Annotated in this window: 1 protein-coding gene; it reads left to right on the forward strand. The window is 50.9% G+C overall.

Annotated features, from left to right (window positions below):
• The first annotated feature begins 185 nt into the window (after nucleotides 1–185).
• Nucleotides 186–2,339 carry a polyribonucleotide nucleotidyltransferase gene (locus tag IQ242_RS22425; protein WP_193961464.1) on the forward strand — a complete coding sequence of 718 codons (2,154 nt, stop codon included), beginning with the start codon at nucleotides 186–188 and terminating at the stop codon, nucleotides 2,337–2,339.
• Nucleotides 2,340–2,457: the final 118 nt, after the last annotated feature.

The following is a 2,457-nucleotide window of genomic DNA, read 5'->3' on the forward strand; positions in this document are numbered from 1 at the left end:
GTGTGGGGAAGTGGGGTGTGGGGAAGTGGGAAGTGGGAAGTGGGAAGTGGGAAGTGGGGAGATGGGAGATGGGAGCAGGGAGAAAAAAGCTGATCACTGAATACTAAACCTATCGGAAAGGGGGACAAAAAATGCTAGGATGGCGAAAGCACAGAGAAAAGCGAAAGAAAGGAATATAACTTTACATGGAAGAGTTTGACAAGTCAATATCCTTTGATGGCAGGGATATTCGACTAAAAATAGGGCTTTTAGCCCCCCAAGCTGGCGGTAGTGTTCTGATCCAATCGGGAGAAACGGCGGTTTTAGGGACAGCAACCACAGCAAAAGCCAGAGAAGTAGTAGATTTCCTGCCCTTAACCGTTGATTACGAAGAAAGATTATATGCCGCCGGGCGCATCCCGGGAGGATTTTTGCGTCGTGAAGGTCGTCCCCCGGAAAAAGCAATTCTGACCGGTCGTTTGATTGATCGCCCCCTGCGGCCTCTATTCCCCAGTTGGCTACGGGATGATATTCAGGTGGTCGCTACGACCCTCTCGATGGATGAGGAAGTCCCCCCGGATGTTTTGGCCGTTACTGGGGCCTCCGTGGCGGTTTTGTTGGCAGGTATTCCCTTCCAAGGGCCGATGGCAGCGGTGCGCGTCGGTTTACTAGGGGATGAATTTATCATCAATCCCACCTACAAGGAAATCCATAACGGAGAATTGGATCTAGTGGTGGCCGGTAGTCCCGAAGGAGTGGTGATGATCGAAGCGGGAGCCAATCAGTTACCAGAACGGGATATTATTGAGGCGATCGATTTTGGTTATGAAGCAGTGCGCGACCTGATCACCGCTCAACGGGAATTGATCGATCAGTTGGGTATTCCCCTCGTCACCCGAGAAGCACCGGCAGTAAACGAAACCGTGCAGAATTTCCTGAAAGAACAAGCTAAAGAGGAAATTAAACAGATTCTCTGCCAGTTTACCCTCAGCAAAACCGAACGGGATGAGAAATTAGAGGCGATCGAAAATCGGATCAAGGAAACTATAACCGCTCTCCCCGATGAAGATCCCTTAAAATCTCCAACGCTGGAAGAGCCGAAGTTAATCGGTAATCTCTTTAAGGATCTGACCAAAAAACTGATGCGCGCCCAAATTATTGAGGATGGGGTGCGGGTTGATGGTCGTAAACTGGACGAAGTACGGCCGATTTCTTGCCGGGTGGGAGTTTTACCCCGTCGGGTTCACGGTAGCGGTTTGTTTAATCGCGGTTTAACCCAGGTGCTTTCGATCGCCACCCTCGGCACCCCCGGTGATGCTCAGGATTTGGGGGACGATCTCCATCCCGAAGACGAAAAACGCTATCTTCATCACTACAATTTCCCACCCTTTTCCGTCGGTGAAACCCGTCCCATGCGTTCTCCTGGCCGTCGAGAAATCGGTCACGGTGCTTTAGCGGAAAGAGCGATCGTGCCTGTCCTCCCCCCACAGGAGGAATTTCCCTATGTGCTGCGGGTGGTGTCGGAAGTCCTCTCTTCTAATGGTTCCACCTCCATGGGTTCCGTGTGCGGTTCTACCCTGGCGCTGATGGATGCCGGTGTTCCCCTGAAAAAACCCGTTAGCGGTGCGGCCATGGGTTTAATTAAAGAAGGGGAAGAAGTGCGGATTTTGACCGATATCCAAGGTATCGAGGATTTTCTGGGAGATATGGACTTTAAGGTGGCTGGCACTGATTCTGGCATCACCGCTCTCCAGATGGATATGAAAATCCCCGGTTTAACCATGGAAGTGGTGGCCAAGGCGATCGAACAAGCTTTACCGGCCCGCAAACATATCCTCGAGAAGATGTTAGCGACCCTAGAAAAACCCCGCACGGAATTATCTCCCCACGCACCGAGGTTATTGACGATCAAGATCGATCCGGATCTGATCGGGTTAGTCATCGGGCCAGGTGGTAAGACGGTTAAAGGGATTACTGAACAGACCGGCACGAAAATTGATATCGATGACGATGGGACTGTCACCATTTCCTCCACCGATGGGGAACAGGCCGAAAAAGCTAAACGACTGATCTACAATATGACCCGCAAACTCAATGAGGGTGAGGTCTATCTCGGTCGCGTGACTCGCATTATCCAAATCGGCGCTTTTGTGGAAGTTTTGCCGGGGAAAGAGGGAATGATCCATATTTCCCAATTGGCCGAGGGACGCGTCGGTAAGGTCGAAGATGAAGTGGCCGTAGGGGATGAGGTGTTAGTTAAGGTACGGGAGATCGATAGTAAAGGTCGTCTCAATCTCACCCGTCTCGGTATTCATCCCGACGAGGCCGCCGCTGCCCGTAAGGCTGCTACTGTAGTCTAGGTAAATTTTCTGTTCATGGTTAACTCTCGATCGCTCGATCGAGAGTTTTTTTATCGCTAAAATTGCCTAAAAACAGCAATAGAGACGCAAAAACCACGCCTCTATCCCAGTATTTTCC

Source organism: Microcystis sp. LEGE 08355 (assembly GCF_015207185.1).
Classification (GTDB): domain Bacteria; phylum Cyanobacteriota; class Cyanobacteriia; order Cyanobacteriales; family Microcystaceae; genus Microcystis; species Microcystis panniformis.